Here is a 19,527-nt window from a genome sequence, read left to right on the forward strand (position 1 = left end):
AAAAAGGAGCCGGGTTTTCCATGAAACAACGCAAACTCTGGGCGGTGCTCTGTTTTGCCGCCGCCGCTGTGCTGCTGGTGCTGGCCGGCGCTGCTGTGTGGAAAAGCAGCCGGCCGGCCCCACTGCCCACACCGCGGTATACGGCACAGTCCCAGCCCACGCCGGAGGTCCTCCCCTCCCCCTCCGCCACGCCCATGCCCTGGCCGGAGGCGGATGACGGGGGACTCCCTCAGGATAAAGTATTTGTCAGCGAAAAGCGCAAGGCCTATGTGAGCGGCAGTATGCGCCTGGTGATTCCAAAGCTTGATGTGGACGTCCCGGTCCTGGACGGTGTGGACGAGCAGACCCTTCTCCAGGGGGAGGGCCTGTATGATTATGCCCAGATGCCGGATGAGGTTGGGGGCAATGTGTCCATTGCGGGCCACCGGAACTGGGTGCGCAACGGCCAGATCACGGACGACGTTCCCTTTTACTACCTGCACACCATCGGGCCGGGCGACTGCCTCTATCTGGTGGATGAGACGCACATCTACCAGTATGTCTGGGATCAGACCAAGATCATTGAGCCGGATGACTGGAGCGTTATTTACTGCCAGGGCTTTTCCTGCCTGACCCTGACCACCTGTACGCCCATTGGCGTGGCGGACCACCGCTATGTGGTGCGCGCCCGGCAGGTGGATATCCTGCCCTATGACGAAAACTACGATTTCCCCGCCTGGCTGGACATCGGCACGGCGGACCCTTCCCCTATTCCAACTGAGGAGGTAACACCTTGAATCTACCCATCAAAAAGCGCGTTGGTGCCGCAGTTCTCGCCCTGGTGTTGACGGCGGGCGTTGCCGGCACGGTATTTCAGACCTGGGCGGAGGCTTCCAACATTCCGTCCAAGACCGTTATGCAGAGCGGCGTCACCGTCCTCTCCAACGCGAAAGCCGCCGTGGATACGTCCAATCTGAGCGAGGGATTTATCCAGGTCAAGTACACAGGCGGAAAAAATGTCCGCATCAAAGTGCAGATCACCAAGAGCGGCGGCACGACCTATACCTATAACCTGAACAATACCGGCAGCTATGAGACCTTTCCTCTGACCGAGGGAGACGGAAGCTACACTGTCAAGGTGTTTGAGAACACCTCCGGCACGAAGTATGCCCAGGCGTACAGCACCAGCGTCTCTCTGAAGCTGCGCAACCAGTTTCTGCCCTTCCTCTACCCCAACCAGTATGTGAACTTTACGGAAAAGAGCACCACGGTGGCCAAGGGTAAAGAGATCGTGCAGAATGCCGGCGCCACCGATGATCTGGCCAAGGTAAGCGCGATCTTCAACTGGGTGACCAGCAACTTCAGCTACGACTACGACCTGGCGGCCAATCCGCCCACGGGCTATCTGCCCGATGTGGATAAGGTGCTGGCTGCGCGCAAGGGCATCTGCTTTGACTATGCGGCGGTCATGGCCACCATGCTCCGCTCTCAGGACATTCCCTGCAAGCTGGTCGTGGGCTATGCGGGAAAGATCTACCACGCCTGGATCGACGTCTATGTGGAGGGTGTGGGCTGGATCAAGAATGCCATCTACTTTGACGGTAAGAGCTGGACCATGATGGACCCCACCTTTGTCTCCACCGGCAAGGGGAGCGCCTCCATCATGAAGTACGTGACCACCCCCAGCAATTATTCCCAGAAATACGCCTATTAAAGGAGCGGAAAGGGAGCGAAAAGAATGAAAAAGACGGCAAAGCCCCAGGTGCTTGGCCCGGATGAGCTCTCTGTATTCTGTTATGAGCTCTCTCTGATGGTCCAGGCCGGCATCGGCTCGGAGGAGAGTGTGGGCATCCTGGCCCAGGACGCCCGATCCCCCCGTGAGAAGGAACTGCTGGAGCGGATGCACGCCGTTCTGCTGGAAGGACGTGCGCTCTCCGCGGCACTGGAGGAGACCGGAGTATTCCCCCACTATATGCTGCGCATGGTGGAGATCGGGCAGGCCTCCGGTCGGCTGGACCAGGTGCTCTCGGCCCTCTCCGCGTACTACCGCCGGGAGGCGGATACTCAGCAGTCCCTCCGGCGGGCCATCGCCTATCCGGCGGCCATGGCGGTGCTCATCGCGGTGGTTTTTCTGGCCCTGGTATCCCGGGTACTGCCCGTGTTCCAGCAGGTATTCAGCCAGCTGGGTGTGAGTCTGTCCCCCGTTGCCCGGGGTCTGATGACCTTTGGCGCGGTGAGTAAATATGTGGCTGCCGCCTTTGCGGTGGTGCTGGTGGCTGCTGCGGTGTGGGTGCTCTGGATGTTTCGCACCGCCAAGGGGCAGGCTGCTCTGAGCCGTCTGCTCTCCGGGACCGCACCCTATCGGGCGGTAGACCGCAGCCGCTTTGCCTCTGCCATGGCGCTGATGCTCTCCAGTGGTCTCCCGCTGGATGAGGCCATGGACCGCTCCTGTGACCTGTTGGACGGAACGGGGATCGCCCCCGCCCTGAAGGATTGCCGGGACCGGATGGCGGCAGGGACTGCCTTTGCTGACGCGGTGGAGAGCTGCGGGCTCTTTACCGGTCTTCAGGCGGGGCTTCTGAGTGCCGGTTTCCGGGCCGGCGTGTCCGAGCAGGCCATGGAAGAGCTCTCCCGCCGCTGTCAGGCTGACGCCGATGAGCGGCTCTCGCTGCTCCTCAGCCGCTTTGAGTATGGCCTGGTCATCATCCTCTGTCTGGCGGTGGGACTGGTGCTCCTGTCCGTGATGCTGCCCCTGCTGGGTGTGCTCTCCGCCATCGGCGGTTGATAAAGACCGTTTTTGGGAGGTGTTTTTTTGTTCCAGTCCAGACATACCCTGCGCCGGGCCCTGCCCCTGGTGCTGTTGGTCGTTGTACTGCCTGTATTTCTCTTTGCTGCGGCGGGAGGACTGGGCGGAAAGGCAGACCAGGAGAGCCTGGTCATGACAGAACGTGCGGTCCGGCGTGCGGCAGTCCAGTGCTATGCGCTGGAGGGAAGCTACCCGGCCAGTCTGGCCGATCTGGAGGAGCGCTATGGCGTATCCATTGATGAGAGCCGGATCTTTGTGGACTATCAGTACATCGCCTCCAACCTGATGCCCGACATCACGGTTTTGCCCGCGGCAGGGCAGGGGGATCCCGTTCTGGAATGAGCGGGCGGCCCATTTTGGAAGGAGCGTGACCAGTTATGAAACTCTCAAGTGAAGGGCGCGGACTGCGTTCCGCTCTGGTCGTGGTGTTGTGCGCCCTCTTTTTTATCCTGGCCATGGGGATCACCCTGCTGGGCAGCGGAGTCTATCGGGACGTGGTAGCGGTCTCCGACGGGAACGAGACGGAGCGCACGGCACTGTCCTATCTGATCAATCAGGTTCGCCGGTCCTGGAGTGTGGGGGTAGGCTCCTTTGAGTACCTGCCCGCCCTGGAGCTGACCGATTCCGGCGAGAGCGACTACCATACGGTCCTGTATGTCTATGACGGACAGCTGCGGGAGCTCTACGCCGAGAAGGACAGCGGCATGAAGGCCGAGGACGGCGTAGCCATTCTGCCTCTGGATCGTATGGAGCTGACGCTGGAGGGAGATCTTCTCACCATCACCGTGACAGCGGAGGATGGCGAGGTCTGTTCCGCCAGCGTCACGTCCCGGATGGGCGTGAACACGGTACCCGGCGGGGAGGTGTTGGGATGAGTTACGGACCGAAAAAAGCCAACCTCTTTCTCATCGAGCTGGTGTGCAATCTCCTGATCTTTGCCCTGTGCGCGGCGGTCTGCGTGGGCCTTCTGGTCCATGCCCGCCGTATCAGCCAGGAGAGCACGCGTCTCACCCAGGCGGTCTATCTCGCCCAATCCATCGCCGAGGAGTGGAAGGCCACCGGGGAGGAGCCCGCGCAGCGCAGGGAAGAGGACAATGGATTTAGTGCCCAGTGCGCGGTGCGTGGGAACGAGTTGGATATCGCCATCTATCAAGACGATATCCAGGTTTATGAGCTGGAAGGGGTGACCTACCTTGGATAGACGGCAGGAATCTCCCTTTGGAGTGGGGATCATCACCATCATTACGGTGCTGCTGGTGCTCACTCTGTCTATTTTTGCGGCACTGACTTTGACGACCGCCAAGGCGGACCTGGCCCTCTCGGAGATCAATGCAGAGACGGTGCAGTCCTACTATGCTGCCGACCGGGAGGCAGCCCAGCGGTATGCCGCCTTTGCCTCCGGGAATGAGACCGAGCTGGACGAGTGGATCCCCATGGAGGGGAATCAGTCTCTTCACATCACGCTGGGACGCATTCCGTCGGGCGCGATGGAGGGCGGCGTTACCATTGAACACTGGGAAGTGGTGGCCAGCGGGCCCGACGAGAGTGAGATCCAAGACCAGTGGAACCTGTGGGATGGCGGCCTGGGCGAGTGAACCGGCCCCACCCGCTGAAAGAAGGAAAAAGCATGACCATTCTGGAGATCCTGGAGGGGGCCGTGGCCCGCTCTGCCTCAGATATTCTCATCATTGCCGGTATGCCGGCAGCCTATAAGATCCATGGCCTGATCCGGCGAGAGGGGGAACGCCTCCTCCCCCCTGACATTCAGGCCCTGGTGGAAGAGCTCTACCACCTGGCGGGAGAGCGGGATATGAAGCGCCTGCTGGAGGTGGGGGACGATGATTTCTCCTTTGCCGTGCGGGGCCTTTCCCGCTTCCGGGTCAACGCCCTCAAGCAGCGCGGCTCCCTGGGACTGGTGATCCGAGTGGTCTCCTTTGCGCTGCCTGACCGGGAGGCCATGGGAATCCCGGACAATGTGATGGCCTTTTCCCGCTACACCCGGGGTATGGTGCTCTTCACTGGCCCGGCGGGCAGCGGCAAGACCACCACACTGGCCTGTCTGGTGGACGCAGTCAACTCCACCCGCAACAGCCACATTATCACCATTGAAGACCCCATTGAATACCTCCACCACCACAAGGAGAGCGTGGTGACCCAGCGGGAGCTGTCCACCGACACGGCATCCTACGATGCCGCGCTGCGGGCCGCCCTGCGGGAGGCCCCCGATATCATCCTTCTGGGCGAGATGCGGGACGCCGACACCATCCGGGCGGCGGTCACCGCCGCCGAGACCGGCCATCTGGTCATCTCCACGCTGCACACGGTGGGGGCGTCCAGTACGATTGACCGGATCGTGGATTCCTTCCCGCCGGAGCAGCAGCAGCAGATCCGCACCCAGCTGTCCATGGTGCTGGAAGGCGTGGTCTCACAGCAGCTGGTGCCCACCGTGGATGGGGGGCTGACCCCGGCCTTTGAGGTGATGGTGGTCAACAGCGCCATCCGCAATATGATCCGGGAGTCCAAGGCCCATCAGATCGACAATGTGATCTCCCAGGGTGCGGCGGAGGGCATGGTCTCCATGGACCAGAGCCTGCTGCGCCTGGTGCAGAATGGACGCATCAGCCAAGAGGAGGCCCTGCGCCACAGCATCAACAGCGAATGGATGCAAAAACGGCTTGCCGCAGTACGGTGAGGAGGAGAAGCTATGCCGGCAAATATGAACCACTATGACGCAGCCATCCGGATCTGTGTGGATCAGGTGACGGACGGGCGTATCTGCGGCCGGGTCGTGAGCCGCCGCCTGCTGCGTCCCTTTTCCTTTTCCGATATCGGCGGACTTCTGCTCCAGCTGGAGGAAGTGCTGGATACACAGAATTTTCCTCAGGCCTTTGAGCGCACCCGTACCTTCTGCCCCGGACGGGGAGAGGGGTGCAGCGACTTGGTCGCCAAAGATCTGAACAGCGGCATGTCCCGGGAAGAGGTGGAGGCCGCCCGGGGCGAAGCAGCCACCTTTCAGCTGTATGTCATCACCCGGCGGAATACCACCTGGCAGGGATTTCTGGACTGGCTGGATGGGACGCCGCGGCAGGAGTATGCCAGCGTACTGGAGCTCATCAAATGTGTGGATGAACGGTTGAGCGGAAAAGCGTAATAGAGAGCAGCCCGCCGGGCCCGGTTTCTCCGGGTGCCCGGCGGGATTTTTGCAGCCAGAAAAGAAAAAGTGTGCGACCAAGTTCCCGATGAAGCGGCGTAATTTGACAAATGTCGCGGTTGACGGTCGTGGAATTTGGGGAAATGTGTGGAAAAATGGCAGTTCTGTGGGAAAATTGCGAACGATTTTTCTTTCCGTGCCGTAGGAAATACAATATAATTGCATTGGAAGTGATCTGATATAAGGAGGGGAAGGCGCAAGATGAGGGAATTGTACGTCGGGCAGCGCACTGAGGAGGGTGAGGACGGTCAAAAGTACTGCTTCGACTATTACATCTTGGTGGACCAAATGTGTGTGAGTGATGGGTTCGCCTGTGAAAGCTACGGCGTAAAGATCGCGGCTGCGGATGGAAGTGAGGGAGCACAGCTCCCCCATGTCACCGTAAGCGTTTCCCGCATTGATGAATTAATGGAACTCCTGCTGCGCAACACGGTAACTCCTTCCACCCTGCGAGATGTGGTCCTGGATTGGCTCGCATAAGCATGGATACCGGAGGCCGGATCGATGATCCGGCCTCCGGTATTTTTATGGAAACAGGGTGTGCAAAGGGAAAGAAGCAAGGTTGACAGTTGATGGGAAAACGGGGTAAAATGTCAACATATGTGTGGGCGTTGTGCCCAAAAGAGGCAAGGAGGAAACGGATGTGAAAGAGAGAGAGACCTTTGCGTCCCGGCTGGGCTTTGTGCTCATCTCAGCCGGGTGCGCCATTGGCCTGGGAAATGTGTGGCGCTTCCCCTATATTGTGGGACAGTATGGCGGCGCAGCCTTCGTGCTGATCTACCTGGCCTTCCTGGTGGTGATGGGTCTGCCCATCATGGCCATGGAGTTTGCGGTGGGGCGAGCCAGCCGGAAGAGTGTGATCGTCTCCTTCCAGCAGCTGGAGCCCAAGGGCAGCAAGTGGCACTGGTACGGCTGGTTCGGTATGGCGGGCAACTACCTGCTCATGATGTTCTATACCACCATTGCCGGCTGGCTTCTGCTGTACTTCTGCAAGATGGTGCTGGGTCGCTTTGAGGGTCTGGATACCGCCGGTGTGGCGGATGCCTATGGACAGATGGTGGCCACCCCTGGTATCCAGCTGCTCTTTATGGCCATTGTGGTGGTGCTGGGCATGCTGGTGTGCAGCCGGGGACTGCAAAATGGCGTGGAGAAGATCAACAAGGCCATGATGCTCTGCCTGCTGGCGCTCTTGGTGGTGCTGGCGGTGCGCGCCGTCACCCTTCCTGGGGCGATAGAGGGCCTGAAGTTCTATCTGGTGCCCAATTTCCACAACCTGATGTACGACGGCGAGGGGAACTTCCGCCTGTTCCGTGCCATCTATGACGCTATGGGTCAGGCCTTCTTTACCCTGAGCCTGGGCATCGGCGCCATGGCCATCTTCGGCAGCTACATCGGCAAGGAGCGCCGCCTGTTCGGCGAGGCCATCAGCGTGGGTATCCTGGATACCTGTGTGGCCTTCATCTCGGGTCTGATCATCTTCCCCTCGGCCTTTGCCTTCGGGGTGCAGCCCGACGCGGGCCCCAATCTGATCTTTGTCACCCTGCCCAATGTCTTTAACGCCATGCCCGGTGGCCGGCTGTGGGGCGCCATGTTCTTTGTGTTCCTCTTCTTTGCGGCCCTCTCCACCGTGACGGCGGTCTTTGAGAACATTCTGGCCTGCTGGATGGACAAGTGGGCCATTTCCCGGCGCAAGGCGGTGCTGGCCAACCTGGTGCTCATCTTCCTGCTGAGCCTGCCCTGCCTGCTGGGCAACAACCTGTGGAGCGGCGTGAAGGTGCTGGGCATGGGAATCATGGACCTGGAGGATTTCCTGGTCAGCAACAATCTGCTGCCTCTGGGCTCGGTGGTCTATCTGCTCTTCTGCTGTGTCTCCGACAAATACGGCTGGGGCTATGAGAACTTCCTGAAGGAGGCCAACCAGGGTGAGGGCGCCCGCTTCCCCGGAAAGCTGCGCGTTTACTTTACCTTTGTCCTTCCTGTGATCGTGCTCATCATCTTCTTCATGGGCTACTGGGATAAGTTTGCCCCCAAGGGCTGATTGCCTGTATCCCCGGAAATAGGGATTGACAGAAGGTTTCGTTCGTCCTACAATAAAACACGCAAGGGAGCTCCCGCGAGGGGGCTGAGAGGAGGGGCGAGTCCCTCGACCTTACCTGATGTGGGTAATGCCAACGTAGGGACGCGGCACAGACTTCGTGCGGTTCTCCTTCGTACGGAGGAGCATAGAGAAACGCTTGAGGCGGGATGTCCCAGTTGGGACATCCCGCCTTTTTTGGTCTGCCCCACAGAAATCCAAACGAAAAAAGGAGAGGCAAGCAGATGAGACGAGTTTTGACTATCGCGGGCAGTGATTCCAGCGGCGGCGCCGGGATCCAGGCCGACCTGAAGACTATGACCTGCCTGGGGGTGTATGGCATGAGCGCCATCACCGCCCTGACGGCCCAGAATACCACCGGCGTGCGGGAGGTATTGGAGGCGACCCCGGCTTTTGTGGGCGCACAGCTGGACTGCGTGTTTGAGGATATCCGGCCCGATGCGGTAAAGATCGGCATGGTCTCCAACGCTGACATCATCCGCGTCATTGCCGCCAAGCTGCGGGAATACCGGGCAGAGCGCATTGTGGTGGACCCGGTGATGGTGGCCACCAGCGGCAGCGCGCTCATGCAGGACACTGCCCTCACCGCGCTGATGGAGGAGCTCTTCCCCCTGGCGGCGGTGATCACGCCCAATCTCCCCGAGACCCAGCGGCTGTGCGGCTTTGCGGTGGAGAGCGAAGCGGACATGCTCCGTGCCGCCCGCACCATTGGAGAGCGGGTCCCCGGGGGCGTACTGGTCAAGGGCGGCCATCGGAGCGATACGGCGGACGATCTCCTCTGGTGGAAGGGCGAGGCCATCTGGTTCCGCTCCCCCCGGGTGGACAATCCCAACAACCACGGCTCGGGCTGCACCCTCTCCTCCGCCATCGCCTCCTTCTTGGCCCTGGGGGAGGAGCTGCCCGAGGCAGTGCGGAAGGGCAAGACCTATATTACCGCCGCCATGGAGGCCCAGCTGGATCTGGGCCAGGGCAGCGGCCCGCTCAAGCACAACTACGCCATTGCAGAAGGAGGAAGCGTACAATGAACGCAAGCATTGCCATTCAGGTCCTGCCCAAGGTGATGGAGCAGGAGGAGACCCGGCGGATCGTGGACGAGGTCATCGCCTATCTGGCCTCCACAGGGCTGCACTATGTGGTGGGGCCCTTCGAGACCACGCTGGAGGGCGATCTGGAGGAGCTTCTGGACATCGTCAAACAGTGCTGCCGCATCTGCGTGGAAGCCGGTGCCCCCAGCGTGATGAGCTATGTGAAGATCAGCTATAAGCCCGACGGCGTGTGGACCATCGACGACAAGACGGGCAAATATCAGAATCGTTGAGGAGGCTGCCGAAATGAAAGTGACTGCGGATACCCATACCATGACCCGTGCCAACAGCCTTTCCGTGCGCCGGATGGTACTGGCCGCCATGCTGGCGGGCCTGGGCTTTGTACTCTCCACCTTTGTCTACTTCCCCTCCATGGCGCCCTTCCAGCACTTCTGCAACATCCTGGGCGCGGTGTTCCTGGGACCCTGGTACGGCTTTGCGGCGGCCCTGCTCACGGGACTGCTGCGGATGCTCACCGGGCGGACCATCCAGGCGGTGGTGGGCGCCGTGTTCGGCGCGTTCCTCTCGGGGCTGCTCTATCAGAAGACCCAGAAGCTGTGGATGGGCTATGTGGGTGAGGTCATCGGCACCGGCTTTATCAGCGCCATGGTGGCCTATCCCCTGATGAAGCAGTTCTACGGACTGGACGCCCAGTCCCCCTTCTTCTACATCCCGGCTTACCTGCCCTCCTCCGCTGTGGGCGGCTTGATGGGCTGCGCCGTTATCCTGCTCCTCAAGCGTTCCGGTGCACTGGATCGGATGCTGGAGCAGCTCAAGCGCTGAGGTGAAGCATGGAGAGAACGGAACTTGCCTCCTGCCTGGGGGCGGTGCGGGAGCGTACCCCCTTGGTCCAGTGCATTACCAATTTTGTGACCGTCAACGACTGCGCCAATATCCTGCTGGCCGCCGGCGGCTCTCCCACCATGGCCCACGACATCCGTGAGGTGGAGGAGGCCGTAGCGGGGGTCCAGGCCCTGGTCCTGAACCTGGGCGCCATCGGGGATGTGGAGGCCATGCTCCTGGCCGGAAAGCGGGCCAACCAGCTGGGCATCCCGGTGGTACTGGACCCGGTGGCGGCGGGGGTCACCTCCCTGCGGCGGGAGGCCTGCCGCCGCCTCCTCGCCGAGCTGCGCTTCACCGTGATCCGGGGCAATGCCTCCGAGATCCGCGCCCTGGCCCTGGGCGCAGAGGGCGGGAGCGGTGTGGACGTGTCGGCCGGCGACGCGGTCACCGAGGAGAATCTCTCCCGGGGCGTGGAGCTGTGCCGCCGTCTGGCGGAGTCTACGGGGGCGGTGACCGCCCTCTCGGGCCAGGTGGACATCCTGTCCGACGGAACACAGACCGTTCTGATCCGGGGCGGCGTGCCCACCATGAGCCGGGTGACGGGGAGCGGATGTATGCTCACCGCCCTGCTGGGGGCTTTCTGCGGGGCCAACCCGGAGCGCCCGCTGGCGGCAGCGGTCGCCGCCGTGGCCGCCATGGATCTGGCGGGAGAGAGGGCCGAGGCCCGCCGCCTCCAAAACGGCACCGGAAATGCCACCTTCCGCACCGATCTGATCGACGCGGTGTTTAATCTGACCGAGGACGAACTGAGAGAAGGAGTACGCTATGAAATTTACCAGGGATGAGATCCGCAGCGCCATGCTGCTCTATGCTGTGACCGACCGGAGCTGGCTGGGGGAGCGCACCCTCCCCGAGGTGACCGAGGAGGTGCTGCGCAGCGGCGCCACTTTCCTTCAGGTCCGGGAGAAGGGGATGGACCACGACGCCTTTTTGGCTGAGGCCGAGATCCTCAAAGAGCAGGCCGGGCGCTATCACGTGCCCTTTGTGGTCAACGACTCCATTGAAGTGGCCCTGGAGTGCGATGCCGACGGCGTCCATGTGGGCCAGAGCGACATCGTAGGCAAGGATGTGCGCGCCATGATCGGCCCGGATAAGATCCTGGGCATCTCGGCCAACACGGTGGAGACCGCCCTGGCCGCCCAGCAGGCGGGGGCCGACTACATCGGCGTGGGCGCGGTCTTCGGTACCACCACCAAGAAGGACGCCAAGAGCCTGACGGTGGAGGCGCTGCGGGCCATCTGCGACGCGGTGGACATCCCCGTGGTGGCCATCGGCGGCATCAGCGCGGACAACCTCCTCCAGCTCCAGGGGAGCGGGGTGGACGGCGTGGCCGTGGTCTCCGCCATCTTTGCCCAGCCTGATCCCGGCGCGGCCACCGCCCATCTGCGCACCCTGGCCGAGGAGCTAGTGGCGGACCATGGATAAGGGCTTTTGCATTTTCGACATGGACGGCACCCTGGTGGACTCCATGGGATACTGGCGGCGATTGGGCCGGGATTATCTGGAACAGCGGGGCGTTTCTCCTACGGCGGAGCAGTTGGCCCCCATCGGCCCCATGACCATGCTGGAGTCGGCCGCCTATTTTATGGAGACCTTCCACATCCCGGGCCCGCCTGCGGCCATTGTGGAGGAGATGCACGCCGTCATGGAGGACCACTACCGCCGGGACATCCCCCTCAAAGCGGGCGTAAAGGCGTATCTGGAGGGACTCCGGGACCGGGGGGTCCGCCTCTGTGTGGCCACCGCCACGGCTGAGCCCCTCTCCCACGCCTGCCTGGAGCGGCTGGAGGTGGACGGATGCTTTGACTTCCTCCTCAGCTGCGAGACCCTGGGAGTAGGCAAGTCCCGACCGGACATCTATCTGGAGGCCGCCCGCCGTCTGGGGGCGGCGCCGGGTGAGATCGCCATCTTTGAGGATGCGCTCTACGCCGTACGCACCGCCCGGGAGGCGGGATTTTACGTGGTGGGCGTGGCCGAGGAGGCCTACGCCGGGGACTGGCCCCAGGTGTGCGCCCTCGCCCATGAGACCATCACCGATTGGAGGAACTGCGTTCTATGACTGTGACCCAGCGTCTTTATGAGGCCGCCCGACCCATTTGGGAGGCCTGCCATGCCCATCCCTTTGTCACCGGGATCGGGGACGGCACCCTGGAGGTGGAAAAATTCCGCTACTTCCTGCTCCAGGACTATCTGTACCTCTTTGATTACGCCCGCGTCTTTGCCTGGGGCGTGGTAAAGGCCCGCAGCCCCGAGCTGATGCGCTTCTTCTCGGCCAACGTGGATGCCATCCTGGGGGGCGAGATGAAGATCCACCGGGCCTACATGGCCCGCCTGGGCATCACGGAGGAGCAGGTCTTCGCGGTGCGTCCCGCTCTGCCCAACCTCTCCTACACCAATTACATGCTCTCGGCTGCTGCCGCGGGCGGTCCGGCAGAGATCGTGGCCGCCATTCTGGCCTGCTCCTGGAGCTATGCGGAGATCGGAACACGTCTGGCCGCACGGCCCGGCGCGCTGGAGCACCCCTTCTACGGTGAGTGGGTCCAGGGTTATTCCTCGGAGGAGTATCAGGAGACCAACCGCGCCCTGGTGGAGCGGATGGACGCCCTGGCAGCAGGGTGCAGTGAGGAGGAGTACCGCCGGCTGGAGGAGATCTTTGTGGCGTGCAGCCGGTATGAGCTGGGCTTCTGGGAGATGGCATGGAAACTGGAAGCATGAGCGCGCTGGCCTTTGAGGAGGTCTCCTACCAGTACCCCAGCGAGGATTTTGACATCATCGACCGTCTCTCCTTTCAGGTGGAGCCCGGTTCCTTCCACTGCATCATCGGGGCCAGCGGCTGCGGAAAGAGCACCATCTTCCGTATGACCAACGGTCTGCTTGCCCCCAAGGGCGGGACCATCCGGGTAGACGGCACGCCCATTGCCGGACGCAAGGGCTACTGCGGCTATATGCCCCAGAAGGACCTGCTCTTCCCCTGGCGGAGCGTGGGGGAGAATGTGGCCCTTCCCCTGGAGATCCAGGGCGGGTACAGCCGGAAGGAGCGGCGGGAGCGGGCGGAGGAGGCACTGGCCGATGTGGGCCTGCCCGGCTGCGGGGATAAGATGCCCCAGGAGCTCTCCGGGGGGATGCGCCAGCGGGCTGCCTTTGCCCGCACCATGCTCACGGGCAGCGACCTCCTCCTTCTGGACGAGCCCTTCTCGGCGCTGGACTTCCTGACCCGCATCTCCATGCAGGAGTGGCTCCTGGACCAGTGGCGGCGGCACCACAAGACCATCCTCTTTATTACCCACGATGTGGAGGAGGCCCTCTTCCTCTCCCAGAGTGTGCTGGTGGTGGAGTCCACCCCCATCCGTGCCCTGACTGAGATCCCGGTGCCCGCCTCCGATCCCCGGGACCGGTCCTGCCTGAAGGACCCGGCCATGGTGGAGCTGAAAGAGCAGCTCATTGCGCTGCTGAGAAAGCAGGTGGCGGTATGAAACGTGCGTGCAGGACCAATCTTCCGGCCCTGATCTTTCTCTTCGCCCTGCTGTTGCTGTGGCAGGCGGGGGCCATGGGATTGGATGCGGCCTATATCCTCCCCTCTCCCGTTCAGATCCTCCAGACGCTGTGGGAGCTGCGGGGGCCCCTCTTTACGGTCCATCTGCCCGCCACCATGGGAGTGACCGCCATCGGACTTGCCATCTCCCTGGTGCTGGGCCTGGCTCTGGCGGTGGCCATGGACGCCAGCGCCCTGGTGCGCCGGATGCTCTATCCCCTGGTGGTGATCTCCCAGACTATCCCCACCACCGCCATTGCCCCCCTCTTCGTGCTGTGGTTCGGGTATGGGATCTGGAGCAAGGTGCTGGTGACGGTGCTCATCACCTTTTTCCCCATCACCATCACGGTGTATGACGGCCTGCGCTCGGCCCAGACCGAGATGGCCGAGCTTCTCCTCACCTACGGGGCCACCCGGCGGGATATCTTTCTGCGCATCAAGGTGCCCTGTGCCCTGCCCTACTTCTTCTCCGCAGTGAAGATGGCTGTGCCCATGAGCGTCATCGGCGCGGCTATCGGTGAGTGGCTGGGAGCCAAGAGCGGGCTGGGCTATTTCTCCCGGCGGATGATGACCCAGCTCAACGGCGCGGGGGTCTTTGCCCCCATCGTGCTGCTCTCCCTGGCTGCCATGCTGGCGGTGGGGGTGGTGGCTCTGCTGGAAAAGAAGATCGTCCGCTGGCGGGGCGAATCCTGAGACACAGAAAGGAAATGGAACCATGAGACGACGCAAACTGGCCCTGGGCCTGAGCGCCCTGCTGCTGTGGAGCGGCACGGGCTGCGGGGCCCAGCGAGAGACTCCCGCCCCCTCTGCCGGCGGGGAAGAACTGGAGACCGTGGATGTAGTGCTGGACTGGTATCCCAACGCGGTCCACGCCTTCCTCTACGAGGCGGAGGAAAAGGGATATTTTGCCCAGGAGGGCCTGCAGGTGAACATCCTCTTCCCCTCCAACACCAGCGACCCTCTCACCATGACGGCGGCGGGCAAGGCCGACATCGGTTTTTACTACCAGGAAGACACCATCATCGCCAAGGCCAACGAGGACGTGCCTGTGAAGGTGCTGGGCGCGGTGGTGCAGGAGCCGGTGGCCGTGGTCTGCTCCCTGGCGGAGCAGGGGATCCACAGCGCCTCCGATCTGGTGGGTAAGACCATCGGCTACTCGGGCACCCGCTTCGGCGAGGTGGCGGTGGAGCAGATGCTCCAGAGCGTGGGGGCGTCCCTGGAGGACGTGGAGATGATCGACGTGGGCTTCGATCTGATGAGCGCCATGACCACCGGCAACGTGGACGCCACCTATGGGTGCTTCCTCAACCACGAGATCCCCGCCCTGGAGGAGCAGGGCTTCCCCATGGATGTGATGAAGGTCACCGACTACGGGGTGCCCAACTATTACTCCCTGATGCTGGTCACCGGAGAGAAACAGCTGGAGGAGAAGCGGGACACCTACACCCGCTTCCTGCGGGCCTGTGAGAAGGGCTTTGCCGACATGCAGGCCGACCCGGAGGAGGCCCTCCAGCTGCTGCTGGCCAATCAGGACGAGGAGAACTTCCCCCTCACCGAGTCGGTGGAGCGCAAGAGCTTTGATGTGCTCCTGCCCCTGATGGACCGGGAGGGCGGCGCCTTCCTCTCCCAGGACGAGGCGGTCTGGCAGGAGAACATCGACTGGCTCCAGTCGGTGGGCATGATCCAGGAGGGCTTTGACCCGGCGGAGGTCATGGTGGACCTCCTGGGCGAATAGGAGCGGCCATGGACGAGCGGGAAAAGCAAACGCTTCTCCGTCTGGCCCTGACCGGGGCGGAGGAGGTCCTCCCACGGCAGCTTACTCTCCTGGGTGAACTGTGTGCTCAGGACAGCGGTACCGGCCTGGAGGCGGGAAACGAGGCGGTGCGGCAGCTTCTGCGTCCCCTGTTGGAGGAACTGTGGGCACAGATCGAGGAGGTTCCGGCCCCCGGCCTTGGAAAGCATCTGGTGGCCCGGGTGCGGCCGGAGGGACCGGTCCAGGGCCGTGTCCTTCTGGCGGCCCATCTGGACACGGTGTTCGGACTGGGCGCGGCGGCGGAATACCCCTTCCATGTGGAGGGGGAGTGGGCCTGGGGCCTGGGCGCGGGAGACTGCAAGAGCGGGGTGCTCATCTCCCTGTTCGGCGCCCTGATCCTGCAAAAGGCGGGTTTGCTCCCGCCCTGGGAATTGACATACCTCTTTACCTGTGATGAGGAGACCGGATCTCAGTCCGGCCGGGAGCTCTACCGCCGGGAGGCGGCGGGAGCCGACTGTGCCCTGGTCTTTGAGGGGGGACGGGAGCGGGAGGGACAGCCCTGCTTTGTCACCGGCCGCCGGGGCGTGATCCTGGGCTCCATCCAGGTGGAGGGCCGGGAGGCCCACGCCGGGAAGGCCTATCTGGAGGGGCGCAGCGCGGTGCTGGAGCTGGCCCATCAGATCATCCGGCTCTATGGGTTCAACGACCTGGAGCGGGGGATCTATTTCAATGTGGCCCCCATCTCAGGCGGCCGCCCCAACGGTGTGGTGGCCGGAGAGGCCCGGGGAGAGTTCTGCTGTGCGGGCATTCCGGAGAACCGGGATTTTGCCGCCATCCAGGAAAAGCTGGATGCCATGGCGGGACAGGTCACGGTAGATGGGTGCCGGGTGAAGGTGGAGTACCGCACTCTCTTCCCCGCCATGGAGCCGGGGGAGGCCAACCACCGGGCCTGGACGCTCCTGGAGGAGCCCTGCCGCCTTCTGGGTCTCACCGCTCGGGAGATCAGCGATCCCTCCGCCACCGACGGGGCCTACCTGAGCACCTTCGGGGTGCCCACGGTGGACGCCCTCTCCGCCCTGGCCGAGGATATCCACACCACCCGGGAGCGGGTGTCCATCCCATCCATCCGCCAGCGCACCGCCCTGTGCGCGCTGACCCTGGGGCTGCTGCCCCGGCAGAAGGGGGCGCTCCGGAACCCCTGCGCGTAGAAATAGAGGGAAAACAGAATATATTCGCAAAAATGATTGACAATACAAAGAGGCATTGATATACTATTAGAGCCGCTTTGACTGGGTTTGCAAGCGGAAGCGGGGTCCCCCCTCTTCCCGCCCCTGAGAGCGAGTCCGTTATGAAGGAGTGAAATCAGAATGCAGGCAATCATTGTGACCGGCGGCAAGCAGTACAAGGTGGCGGAGGGCGATACCATTTTCGTCGAGAAGCTGCCCAACGAGGCTGGCGACGCCATCGTGTTTGATCAGGTCCTGGCTGTCATCGACGGCGAGAAGGCTACTTTCGGCACCCCCGTGGTGGCTGGCGCCAAGGTGGACGCTTCCGTGGTGAAGAACGGCAAGGGCAAGAAGATCATGGTCTTCAAGTACAAGCCCAAGAAGGGCTATCACAAGCGCCAGGGTCATCGTCAGCCCTACACCAAGGTGACCATCGGCAAGATCTCCGTGTAATCCGGATATGACTACCATATCCTTTCGCATGGAAGGCGACCGCGTGGTGGGCTTTACCGCCCAGGGCCACAGCGGCTACGCTGAAGCGGGAAGCGACATCGTCTGCGCGGCGGTGACCAGCGCCATCCGCATGACAGAGTGCGCCGTCAACGACGTACTCGGTCTGGAGGCCTCGGTCAAGGTCCGGGAGGACAGCGTTTCCCTTAGGCTCCCCGGCGGCCTGAGCCAGAGCAACGAGAGCACCTGTCAGACCCTTCTGACAGCGCTGATGCTCTACCTCACCGAGCTGCACGAGGAGTATCCGCAACACATTCTCGTGGTGGAGGAGGACTGACCTTCTCCATCGCGCATCATCGACACACATGTCTGGAGGTGTACGACAATGCTGAAAATCGGTCTTCAGTTCTTCGCCCACAAGAAGGGCGTCGGCTCCACCCGTAACGGCCGTGATTCCGAGTCCAAGCGTCTCGGCGTCAAGCGCGGCGACGGTCAGTTCGTTCTGGCTGGCAACATCCTCGTCCGTCAGCGCGGCACCCACATCCACCCCGGCGTCAATGTGGGCAAGGGCAGCGACGATACTCTGTTCGCTCTGAAGGACGGCAAGGTCAAGTTCGAGCGTCTGGGTAAGGATCGCAAGCAGGTCTCCATCGTGGAGATCGCCCAGTAACAATCGGGTATGAGAGAGCCTCGGACGGAAACCGTTCGGGGCTCTTTTTGTAAGATAGGACCGTGGGCGCACAATGTGCGCCCCTACCGAAGAGAAACCGTGTAGGGGCGGACATTGTCCGCCCACTGATAGAACAGGAGGATTTTACGATGCCTCAATTTATTGATACCGCGAAGATCACCGTCCGCTCCGGCAACGGCGGAAACGGCGCGGTGGCCTTCCACCGGGAGAAGTATGTGGCGGCCGGCGGACCCGACGGCGGCGACGGCGGCCGGGGCGGCAACATCATCCTTCAGGTGGACGGGCATATGTCCACGCTGATGGACTTCCGCTACAAGAGAAAGTACAGCGCCGGAAACGGCATGGACGGCTCCGGCAAGCGCTGCACCGGCAAGGACGGCGAGGACCTCATCATCAAGGTCCCCCGCGGCACCGTGGTCCGGGACGCTGAGACCCGGGAGATCATCTGCGATATGTCCGGGGACGAGCCCTTTGTGCTGGCCCGGGGCGGCAAGGGCGGCTGGGGCAACAAGCATTTTGCCACCCCCACCCGCCAGGTGCCCAACTTTGCCAAGGCTGGCCTGCCCGGTCAGACCCGGGACGTGATTCTGGAGCTCAAGCTCCTGGCCGATGTGGGCCTGGTGGGATTCCCCAACGTGGGCAAGTCCACCCTCCTCTCGGTGGTGTCCAAGGCCCAACCCAAGATCGCCAACTACCACTTTACCACCCTCTTCCCCAACCTGGGCGTGGTGTATGTGGACGAGGGGGTGTCCTTCATCCTGGCCGACATCCCCGGCATCATCGAGGGCGCCAGTGAGGGCGCCGGCCTGGGCCATGATTTCCTGCGGCATGTGGACCGCTGCCGCCTGCTCATCCACGTGGTGGATGTATCGGGCAGCGAGGGCCGTGATCCGGTGGCCGACTTTGAGGCCATCCAGACCGAGCTCCAGGAGTACTCCCCCGAGCTGGCCTCCCGCCGGATGATCGTGGCGGGCAACAAGGTGGACATCGCCGCCGACCGTACCGGCCTGGAGGCCCTCAAGGCCCATGTGGAGGGGCTGGGCATGCCCTTCTTTGAGATCTCGGCGGCCGCCCACCAGGGCACCCGGGAGCTGATGTTCGCCGCAGCCAAGGAGCTGCAGGACCTGCCCCCCATTACGGTCTATGAGCCCACCTATGTGGAGCGGCCCACCCAGGTGGATACCAGCGCGCCGCTGGACATCCGCCATGAGGACGACACCTGGATCGTGGAGGGCCCCTGGCTCCAGCGCCTGATGGCCAACACCAACTTTGGGGACTTCGAATCCAGAAGCTGGTTTGACAAGATGCTCCGCCAGTCTGGCCTCTATGACCGGCTGGAGGAGATGGGGATTCAGGACGGGGATATCGTCTCCCTCTACAACCTGGAATTTGAATATCAGAAATAAAAAACGGAGCCGGGCGGCATTTGCCGCCCGGCTCCATCTATGACAGGTCCGTATCTGGGGAAAGATTACTTCATGGAGTTCTCGTAGGCCTGGATCATCTTTTTGACCATCTGGCCGCCCACGGAACCGGCCTCACGGCTGGTCAGGTCGCCATTATAGCCCTGCTTCAGGTTGACGCCGACTTCGGAAGCGGCCTCCATCTTAAACTTGTTGAGGGCCTCGCGGGCATTGGGGACAGAAGGCTGATTAGAATTGGTAGACATAACATGCATCTCCTTACGTGTTGTTTGTTTGGATTGAGAATCCGAACATAGCTTTGCCCCGAAGGCGATTTCTATGTGTTTTTCTTGATTGCTAATTCATAGTAAAACTGGAAACAGCCTCAAGCCGTCACTAATTGCTTTCATTTGGACGCGTAGCATAAAAAGCGTTTCTATGGGGCATGTTTTT

Annotated in this window: 27 protein-coding genes and 1 riboswitch; of the genes, 26 read left to right on the forward strand and 1 reads right to left on the reverse strand. The window is 62.2% G+C overall.

Going from position 1 to position 19,527, the window contains the following annotated elements:
• Positions 1-20: 20 nt before the first annotated feature.
• The 26 genes from I2C21_RS06515 to obgE all read left to right on the forward strand — a co-directional run bounded on the left by I2C21_RS06515 (position 21) and on the right by obgE (position 19,077).
• A complete protein-coding gene (locus tag I2C21_RS06515; protein ID WP_193535874.1) occupies positions 21-776 on the forward strand; it encodes a sortase in 756 nt (251 codons plus the stop codon).
• On the forward strand, positions 773-1,693 hold the full coding sequence (locus I2C21_RS06520; protein ID WP_235964110.1) for a transglutaminase-like domain-containing protein: 921 nt from the start codon (positions 773-775) through the stop codon (positions 1,691-1,693). Before I2C21_RS06515 ends, I2C21_RS06520 begins: the two co-directional genes overlap by 4 nt.
• Before the next feature lie 24 nt (positions 1,694-1,717).
• Positions 1,718-2,764: a type II secretion system F family protein gene (locus I2C21_RS06525; protein WP_193535876.1), complete on the forward strand. Its 1,047-nt coding sequence runs from the start codon at positions 1,718-1,720 to the stop codon at positions 2,762-2,764.
• A gap of 27 nt (positions 2,765-2,791) precedes the next feature.
• Entirely contained in the window at positions 2,792-3,127 is a 336-nt protein-coding gene (locus tag I2C21_RS06530) for a hypothetical protein (RefSeq protein WP_101692367.1), read from the forward strand.
• Between the two features lie 35 nt (positions 3,128-3,162).
• Positions 3,163-3,660: a DUF4860 domain-containing protein gene (locus I2C21_RS06535; protein ID WP_101692366.1), complete on the forward strand. Its 498-nt coding sequence runs from the start codon at positions 3,163-3,165 to the stop codon at positions 3,658-3,660.
• Positions 3,657-3,986 carry a type IV pilus modification PilV family protein gene (locus I2C21_RS06540; RefSeq protein WP_186963122.1) on the forward strand — a complete coding sequence of 110 codons (330 nt, stop codon included), beginning with the start codon at positions 3,657-3,659 and terminating at the stop codon, positions 3,984-3,986. The genes I2C21_RS06535 and I2C21_RS06540 overlap by 4 nt, the downstream gene beginning before the upstream one ends.
• Entirely contained in the window at positions 3,979-4,380 is a 402-nt protein-coding gene (locus I2C21_RS06545; RefSeq protein ID WP_145996844.1) for a hypothetical protein, read from the forward strand. Before I2C21_RS06540 ends, I2C21_RS06545 begins: the two co-directional genes overlap by 8 nt.
• Positions 4,381-4,412: 32 nt before the next feature.
• Positions 4,413-5,477 carry a type IV pilus twitching motility protein PilT gene (locus I2C21_RS06550; protein ID WP_101692363.1) on the forward strand — a complete coding sequence of 355 codons (1,065 nt, stop codon included), beginning with the start codon at positions 4,413-4,415 and terminating at the stop codon, positions 5,475-5,477.
• A 12-nt stretch (positions 5,478-5,489) separates the two neighbouring features.
• Positions 5,490-5,936: a hypothetical protein gene (locus I2C21_RS06555; RefSeq protein WP_101692362.1), complete on the forward strand. Its 447-nt coding sequence runs from the start codon at positions 5,490-5,492 to the stop codon at positions 5,934-5,936.
• 261 nt (positions 5,937-6,197) lie between these two features.
• On the forward strand, positions 6,198-6,476 hold the full coding sequence (locus tag I2C21_RS06560) for a DUF6514 family protein (protein ID WP_101692361.1): 279 nt from the start codon (positions 6,198-6,200) through the stop codon (positions 6,474-6,476).
• Between the two features lie 163 nt (positions 6,477-6,639).
• Positions 6,640-8,034 carry a sodium-dependent transporter gene (locus tag I2C21_RS06565; protein ID WP_101692360.1) on the forward strand — a complete coding sequence of 465 codons (1,395 nt, stop codon included), beginning with the start codon at positions 6,640-6,642 and terminating at the stop codon, positions 8,032-8,034.
• Positions 8,035-8,087: 53 nt separating this feature from the next.
• Positions 8,088-8,194: riboswitch (TPP riboswitch) on the forward strand.
• Between the two features lie 121 nt (positions 8,195-8,315).
• Positions 8,316-9,116, forward strand: a complete 801-nt coding sequence (gene thiD / locus I2C21_RS06570; RefSeq protein ID WP_195278835.1) for a bifunctional hydroxymethylpyrimidine kinase/phosphomethylpyrimidine kinase — start codon at positions 8,316-8,318, stop codon at positions 9,114-9,116.
• Positions 9,113-9,409 (forward strand): thiamine-binding protein, encoded by a 297-nt coding sequence (locus tag I2C21_RS06575; RefSeq protein ID WP_101692358.1) that lies wholly within the window; start codon positions 9,113-9,115, stop codon positions 9,407-9,409. The genes thiD and I2C21_RS06575 overlap by 4 nt, the downstream gene beginning before the upstream one ends.
• 13 nt (positions 9,410-9,422) lie before the next feature.
• Positions 9,423-9,959 carry an energy coupling factor transporter S component ThiW gene (gene thiW / locus I2C21_RS06580; RefSeq protein ID WP_186963119.1) on the forward strand — a complete coding sequence of 179 codons (537 nt, stop codon included), beginning with the start codon at positions 9,423-9,425 and terminating at the stop codon, positions 9,957-9,959.
• An 8-nt stretch (positions 9,960-9,967) separates the two neighbouring features.
• Complete coding sequence (gene thiM / locus I2C21_RS06585) at positions 9,968-10,804, forward strand: hydroxyethylthiazole kinase (protein ID WP_195278836.1); 837 nt, start codon at positions 9,968-9,970, stop codon at positions 10,802-10,804.
• Entirely contained in the window at positions 10,785-11,444 is a 660-nt protein-coding gene (thiE, locus tag I2C21_RS06590; RefSeq protein ID WP_195278837.1) for a thiamine phosphate synthase, read from the forward strand. The genes thiM and thiE overlap by 20 nt, the downstream gene beginning before the upstream one ends.
• Positions 11,437-12,078, forward strand: a complete 642-nt coding sequence (locus I2C21_RS06595) for an HAD family hydrolase (RefSeq protein WP_195278838.1) — start codon at positions 11,437-11,439, stop codon at positions 12,076-12,078. Before thiE ends, I2C21_RS06595 begins: the two co-directional genes overlap by 8 nt.
• Positions 12,075-12,734, forward strand: a complete 660-nt coding sequence (gene tenA, locus I2C21_RS06600) for a thiaminase II (RefSeq protein ID WP_186963116.1) — start codon at positions 12,075-12,077, stop codon at positions 12,732-12,734. The genes I2C21_RS06595 and tenA overlap by 4 nt, the downstream gene beginning before the upstream one ends.
• Positions 12,716-13,492 carry an ABC transporter ATP-binding protein gene (locus I2C21_RS06605; RefSeq protein ID WP_235964112.1) on the forward strand — a complete coding sequence of 259 codons (777 nt, stop codon included), beginning with the start codon at positions 12,716-12,718 and terminating at the stop codon, positions 13,490-13,492. Before tenA ends, I2C21_RS06605 begins: the two co-directional genes overlap by 19 nt.
• Complete coding sequence (locus I2C21_RS06610; RefSeq protein ID WP_101692351.1) at positions 13,489-14,244, forward strand: ABC transporter permease; 756 nt, start codon at positions 13,489-13,491, stop codon at positions 14,242-14,244. The genes I2C21_RS06605 and I2C21_RS06610 overlap by 4 nt, the downstream gene beginning before the upstream one ends.
• A 22-nt stretch (positions 14,245-14,266) precedes the next feature.
• Positions 14,267-15,286, forward strand: a complete 1,020-nt coding sequence (locus I2C21_RS06615; protein WP_195278839.1) for an ABC transporter substrate-binding protein — start codon at positions 14,267-14,269, stop codon at positions 15,284-15,286.
• An 8-nt stretch (positions 15,287-15,294) separates the two neighbouring features.
• Positions 15,295-16,512: a M20/M25/M40 family metallo-hydrolase gene (locus I2C21_RS06620; protein WP_195278840.1), complete on the forward strand. Its 1,218-nt coding sequence runs from the start codon at positions 15,295-15,297 to the stop codon at positions 16,510-16,512.
• A 159-nt stretch (positions 16,513-16,671) separates the two neighbouring features.
• A complete protein-coding gene (rplU, locus tag I2C21_RS06625) occupies positions 16,672-16,983 on the forward strand; it encodes a 50S ribosomal protein L21 (RefSeq protein ID WP_101692348.1) in 312 nt (103 codons plus the stop codon).
• A gap of 7 nt (positions 16,984-16,990) precedes the next feature.
• Entirely contained in the window at positions 16,991-17,317 is a 327-nt protein-coding gene (locus I2C21_RS06630; RefSeq protein WP_186963114.1) for a ribosomal-processing cysteine protease Prp, read from the forward strand.
• Between the two features lie 48 nt (positions 17,318-17,365).
• Positions 17,366-17,650 carry a 50S ribosomal protein L27 gene (gene rpmA, locus I2C21_RS06635; protein WP_101692346.1) on the forward strand — a complete coding sequence of 95 codons (285 nt, stop codon included), beginning with the start codon at positions 17,366-17,368 and terminating at the stop codon, positions 17,648-17,650.
• A gap of 149 nt (positions 17,651-17,799) precedes the next feature.
• The gene (gene obgE, locus I2C21_RS06640; RefSeq protein WP_193535892.1) at positions 17,800-19,077 is read left to right on the forward strand and encodes a GTPase ObgE; all 1,278 of its coding nucleotides are present in this window, start codon (positions 17,800-17,802) and stop codon (positions 19,075-19,077) included.
• A 65-nt stretch (positions 19,078-19,142) separates the two neighbouring features.
• Here obgE and I2C21_RS06645 read toward each other — a convergent pair whose 3' ends face one another.
• Entirely contained in the window at positions 19,143-19,340 is a 198-nt protein-coding gene (locus tag I2C21_RS06645; RefSeq protein WP_101692344.1) for an alpha/beta-type small acid-soluble spore protein, read from the reverse strand.
• Positions 19,341-19,527: the final 187 nt, after the last annotated feature.

This window comes from Clostridium sp. J1101437_171009_A5, from assembly GCF_015547905.1.
GTDB classification, from domain to species: Bacteria; Bacillota; Clostridia; order Oscillospirales; family Oscillospiraceae; genus Pseudoflavonifractor_A; species Pseudoflavonifractor_A gallinarum.